Raw genomic sequence first — 4,476 nt, 5'->3', positions numbered from 1 at the left:
AAGGGCACCCTGTGCTAAAATAAGCCCTTGGCGCGGGCCGTTAGCTCAATCGGTCAGAGCGGCCGGCTCATAACCGGTTGGTTGCAGGTTCAAGTCCTGCACGGCCCACCAGAAACACCCCTGCCCCCCGGCAGGGGATTTCGCTTCCCGCGCTCTTCCTTTAGGGCAAAATCAGGGCATGGAGGCGCTGGAAGCCTTCCAAACCCTGGACCTGCGGGTGGGGAGGGTGGTCAAAGCCGAACCCCACGAGAAGGCGCGCAAGCCCAGCTACCGGCTCTGGATTGACCTGGGACCCTTAGGGATAAAGCGGAGCTCGGCCCAGATCACCGAGCTCTACACACCCGAGGCCCTGGTGGGCCGCCTGGTGGTCTGCGCCGTGAACCTGGGCACCCGGGTCATCGGGGGCTTCCCCTCGGAGGTCCTGGTCCTGGGCGTAAAGGACGAAGCGGGCCGGGTGGTCCTTCTCACCCCCGAGCGGGAGGTTCCCCTGGGGGAAAAGGTCTTCTAGCGGGTCCGGGTCACCTTGCGAAGGTGCCGGGGCCGGTCGGGGTCCTGCCCCCGGGCCCGGGCCAAGGCCTCGGCCAAGGGGTAAAAGGCCTGGATGAGGAGCAAGGGGGTGAGCTCGGGCCCCAGGGCCACGGGAAGGGCCAAGGGGGTTTGGGCCAGGGCCAAGGCGTCGGGCTCGGGGGAGAGGACCAGGAGATGGGCGCCCTTGGCCCTTAGGCCTTCCAAGGTCTTGAGCATTTCCTCCAGGGCCTCGTCCTTCTGCGCCAAGGCCAAAACGGGAAAACCCTCCTCCAAAAGGGCCTGGGGCCCGTGGAGGAACTCCGCCAGGGAAAGGCCCTCGGCGTGGAGGGCCGCCACCTCCTTGAGCTTTAAGGCCGCCTCCAGGGCCACGGGGAAGGTGAAGCCCCGGCCCAAGACGAAGAGGCTTTCCGCTTCCTCCAAGTACCCCAGGTCCCTCTGAGGGGCCAAGGCCCGGCTCAGGGCCTCGGGCAAGGCAGGCAAGGCTTGCCGAAGCTTAGGGTCTTCCAGGGCGTGGGCGAGGAGGTGGACCGTGGCCGCCAGCATGGCGAGAAAACTCTTGGTGGCGGCCACCGCCCTCTCCTCCCCCGCGTGGAGGGGCAAGACCACCTCCGCCGCCTGGGCCAGGGGGCTTTCCTCCCGGTTCACCAAGGCCACGGTGAGGACCCCCTTCTCCCGGTAGGCCCGCACCGCTTCCAAGAGGTCCGGGCTTTCCCCGCTTTGGCTGTAGGCGAGGAGCAAGGCGGGGTAAGGGGGCCTGGGCCGCGCCCGGTAGAGGGTGAGGACGGAAGGGGCAAGGGAAAGCACGGGCCATTCCAGGCGGGCCTCGAGGAGGTACTTGGCGAAGAGGGCGGCGTGGTCCGAACTCCCCCGGGCCGCCGTGAGGACCAAGGCCGGGGGCCTCCGCCGGAGGAAGGCGGCGAGGCCCTTCACCTCGGGCTCGTTCTCCCGTAGAAGCCGCTCCACCACCTGAGGGGCTTCCTCCGCCTCGTGGCGCATGAAGGACGCCATGTGCCCCATTGTAGCCCGCCCACCCTACCTCCTTCCCCCTGGGGGTGGTATACTTCCACGGATGGACCGCATCGTCATCCGGGGCGCCAGGGAGCACAACCTGAAGAACATCAGCCTCGAGCTCCCCCGGGGCAAGTTCATCGTCATCACCGGGGTGTCGGGCTCGGGCAAGAGCACCTTAGCCTTTGACACCATCTACGCCGAGGGGCAACGGCGCTATGTGGAAAGCCTCTCCAGCTACGCCCGCCAGTTCCTCGGGGTCATGGACAAGCCGGAGGTGGAGAGCATCGAAGGCCTCTCCCCCGCCATCTCCATAGACCAGAAGACCACAAGCCACAACCCCCGCTCCACCGTGGGCACCGTCACCGAAATCCACGATTACCTCCGCCTCCTCTTCGCCCGGGTGGGCCAGGCCTACTGCCCCACCTGCGGCCGCCCCATTGAGAAGCAGTCCGCCAGCGAGATCACCGACCGCCTCCTGCAACGGCCTCCTGGCACCCGGGCGGTCCTCATGGCCCCCTTGGTGCGGGGGAGGAAGGGAGAATACCGCAAGCTTTTCCAGCAACTCATGAAGGAGGGCTACGCCCGGGTGCGGGTGGACGGGGTGATCTACCTCTTGGAAGAGGCGCAAAACCTCAACTTGGAAAAGTACGAGAAGCACGATATTGACCTGGTGATTGACCGGGTGGTCCTCAAGGAGGAGGAGCGCCCCCGCATCGCCGAGGCGGTGGAGCTCGCCCTCCTCCGGGGCGAAGGCCTCATGCGCGTCCTCTACCCCGACTCGGGGGAGGAGGAGCTCTATTCGGAAAAGTTCGCCTGTCCCGAGCACGGAAGTGTTCTAGAGGAGCTGGAACCCCGCATCTTCTCCTTCAACGCCCCCTACGGGGCCTGCCCCGCCTGCTCCGGCCTCGGCTACAAGCAGGAGTTTGACCCCGAGCTGGTGGTGAACCCCGAGCTCTCCTTGGCGGAAGGGGCCATCCTGCCCTGGGCCCGGGGGCGGGACACGGGGCGGAGCTACCTCTGGGACCGCCTCAGGGCCCTCTCCGAGCACCTGGGCTTTGACCTAAGGACCCCCTTCAAGGACCTGCCGGAAGCGGCCAAGAAGGCGGTGCTCTACGGCCTGCCCGAGCCCTTTGAAGTGGTCTTTCGCCGGGGGGGGAAGGAAACCTTCCGGGTGGAGGTCCACTACGAAGGGGTCATCCCCTGGTTGGAGAAGCGCTACCAGGAGGCGGAATCCGAAGGGGTGCGGGAGGTCTTGGAGAGCTTCATGTCCCTGAAGCCCTGCCCCGTCTGCGGGGGCACCCGCTACAAGAAGGAGGTGCTTTCGGTGAAGGTGGCGGGGAGGAACATCGCCGAGGTCTCCGCCTTACCCGTGCGGGAGGCTTTGGCCTTCTTCCAGGAGCTAGAAGGGCACCTTTCCCCCTTCCAGGCCCAGATCGCCCGGCCCATCCTGCGGGAGATCGTGGAAAGGCTCGGTTTCCTGGTGGGGGTGGGCCTGGACTACCTCACCCTGGACCGGGCGGCCAACACCCTCTCCGGCGGGGAAGCGCAACGCATCCGCCTGGCCACCCAGGTGGGGAGCGGCCTCACCGGGGTGCTCTACGTCCTGGACGAGCCCTCCATCGGCCTCCACCCCCGGGACAACCAGCGCCTCATCGCCACCCTGAAGCGCCTGCAATCCCTGGGCAACACCCTCATCGTGGTGGAGCACGACGAGGAAACCATGCGGGCCGCCGACTGGATCGTGGACATGGGCCCAGGGGCGGGCATCCACGGGGGGGAGGTGGTGGCCCAAGGGCCCTTGGAGGAAATCCTGAAAAGCCCCAATAGCCTCACCGGGGCCTACCTCAGGGGCGAGAAGAAGATCCCCGTGCCCAAGGAGCGCCGCAAGGGGAACGGCAAGTGGCTGGTGCTACGGGGCGCCAGGGAGCATAACCTAAAAAACGTCACCCTCAGAATCCCCCTGGGCCGCTTTGTGGCGGTGACGGGGCCCTCGGGAAGCGGCAAGAGCACCCTGATCCACGACGTCCTCTACGCCGCCTTAGCCCAAAGGCTCATGCGGGCCAAGGCCACCCCGGGAGCCTACGAGGCCCTGGAAGGGGTGGAGCACCTGGATAAGGTCATTGAGATTGACCAGTCCCCCATCGGCCGCACCCCCCGTTCCAACCCCGCCACCTACACGGGGATCTTTGACGAGATCCGCGACCTCTTCGCCAAGACGCCGGAGGCCAGGAAGCGGGGCTACGGGCCCGGGCGCTTTTCCTTCAACGTCAAGGGGGGGCGGTGCGAGGCCTGCGGCGGCGACGGCACGGTGAAGATTGAGATGCTCTTCCTGCCCGACCTCTACGTGCCCTGCGAGGTGTGCAAGGGCAAGCGCTACAACAAGGAAACCCTGGAGGTGAAGCTTAGGGGAAAGAGCATCGCCGACGTCCTGGACATGACCGCAGAGGAGGCCCTGGAGTTTTTCCAAAACGTTCCCACCATCGCCCGCAAGCTCCAGCTCATGGTGGACGTGGGGCTGGGCTACATGCGCTTGGGCCAACCCTCCCCCACCCTCTCCGGCGGCGAGGCCCAGCGGATCAAGCTGGCCACGGAATTGGGGCGCAAGGCCACGGGCCGCACCCTTTACATCCTGGACGAGCCCACCACGGGCCTCCACTTTGAGGACGTGGCCAAACTCTTGGACGTCCTCCACCGCTTGGTGGACGCCGGGAACACCGTGGTGGTCATTGAACACAACCTGGACGTGGTGAAGACGGCGGACTGGGTCATTGACCTGGGCCCCGAGGGCGGGGACCGGGGCGGGGAGATCGTGGCCGAGGGCACCCCGGAGGAGGTGGCCCTTTCGGGAAGCCCCACCGGGGCCTTCCTGGCCCGCATCCCCGAGATCGCCGAGAGGATCCAGGTGGCGGCAAGATAAGGCTTCGTTTGCCCTCTTAC

The 4,476-nt window shown here is 66.6% G+C and carries 3 protein-coding genes and 1 tRNA gene; 3 read left to right on the top strand and 1 reads right to left on the bottom strand.

What is annotated here, in order from left to right:
* Positions 1 to 34 precede the first annotated feature (34 nt).
* Both QT17_RS07895 and QT17_RS07890 read left to right on the top strand, forming a co-directional pair.
* A tRNA-Ile gene (locus QT17_RS07895) sits at positions 35 to 111 on the top strand.
* A 67-nt stretch (positions 112 to 178) separates the two neighbouring features.
* Entirely contained in the window at positions 179 to 508 is a 330-nt protein-coding gene (locus tag QT17_RS07890) for a tRNA-binding protein (RefSeq protein WP_039458742.1), read from the top strand.
* On the opposite strand, the gene QT17_RS07885 is transcribed toward QT17_RS07890, so the two are convergent.
* Positions 505 to 1,536 carry an SIS domain-containing protein gene (locus QT17_RS07885; protein ID WP_200883388.1) on the bottom strand — a complete coding sequence of 344 codons (1,032 nt, stop codon included), beginning with the start codon at positions 1,534 to 1,536 and terminating at the stop codon, positions 505 to 507. The two genes, QT17_RS07890 and QT17_RS07885, sit on opposite strands and share 4 nt — an antisense overlap.
* A 61-nt stretch (positions 1,537 to 1,597) precedes the next feature.
* Between QT17_RS07885 and uvrA the strand changes: the two genes are divergently transcribed.
* Positions 1,598 to 4,456, top strand: coding sequence for an excinuclease ABC subunit UvrA (gene uvrA, locus QT17_RS07880; RefSeq protein ID WP_039458736.1), 2,859 nt, complete (start codon positions 1,598 to 1,600; stop codon positions 4,454 to 4,456).
* The last annotated feature ends 20 nt before the right edge of the window (positions 4,457 to 4,476 follow it).

This window comes from Thermus sp. 2.9 (assembly GCF_000794385.1).
Lineage (GTDB): Bacteria > Deinococcota > Deinococci > Deinococcales > Thermaceae > Thermus > Thermus thalpophilus.
Note: the sequence above shows the minus strand (reverse complement) of the source record. Positions and strands in the feature narration are given on the sequence as shown.

Coding starts and splice junctions, on each gene's coding strand:
- QT17_RS07890 (WP_039458742.1), top strand. CDS start 179: ATGGAGGCGCTGGAAGCCTTCCAAACCCTGGACCTGCGGGTGGGGAGG.
- uvrA (WP_039458736.1), top strand. CDS start 1,598: ATGGACCGCATCGTCATCCGGGGCGCCAGGGAGCACAACCTGAAGAAC.
- QT17_RS07885 (WP_200883388.1), bottom strand. CDS start 1,536: ATGGCGTCCTTCATGCGCCACGAGGCGGAGGAAGCCCCTCAGGTGGTG.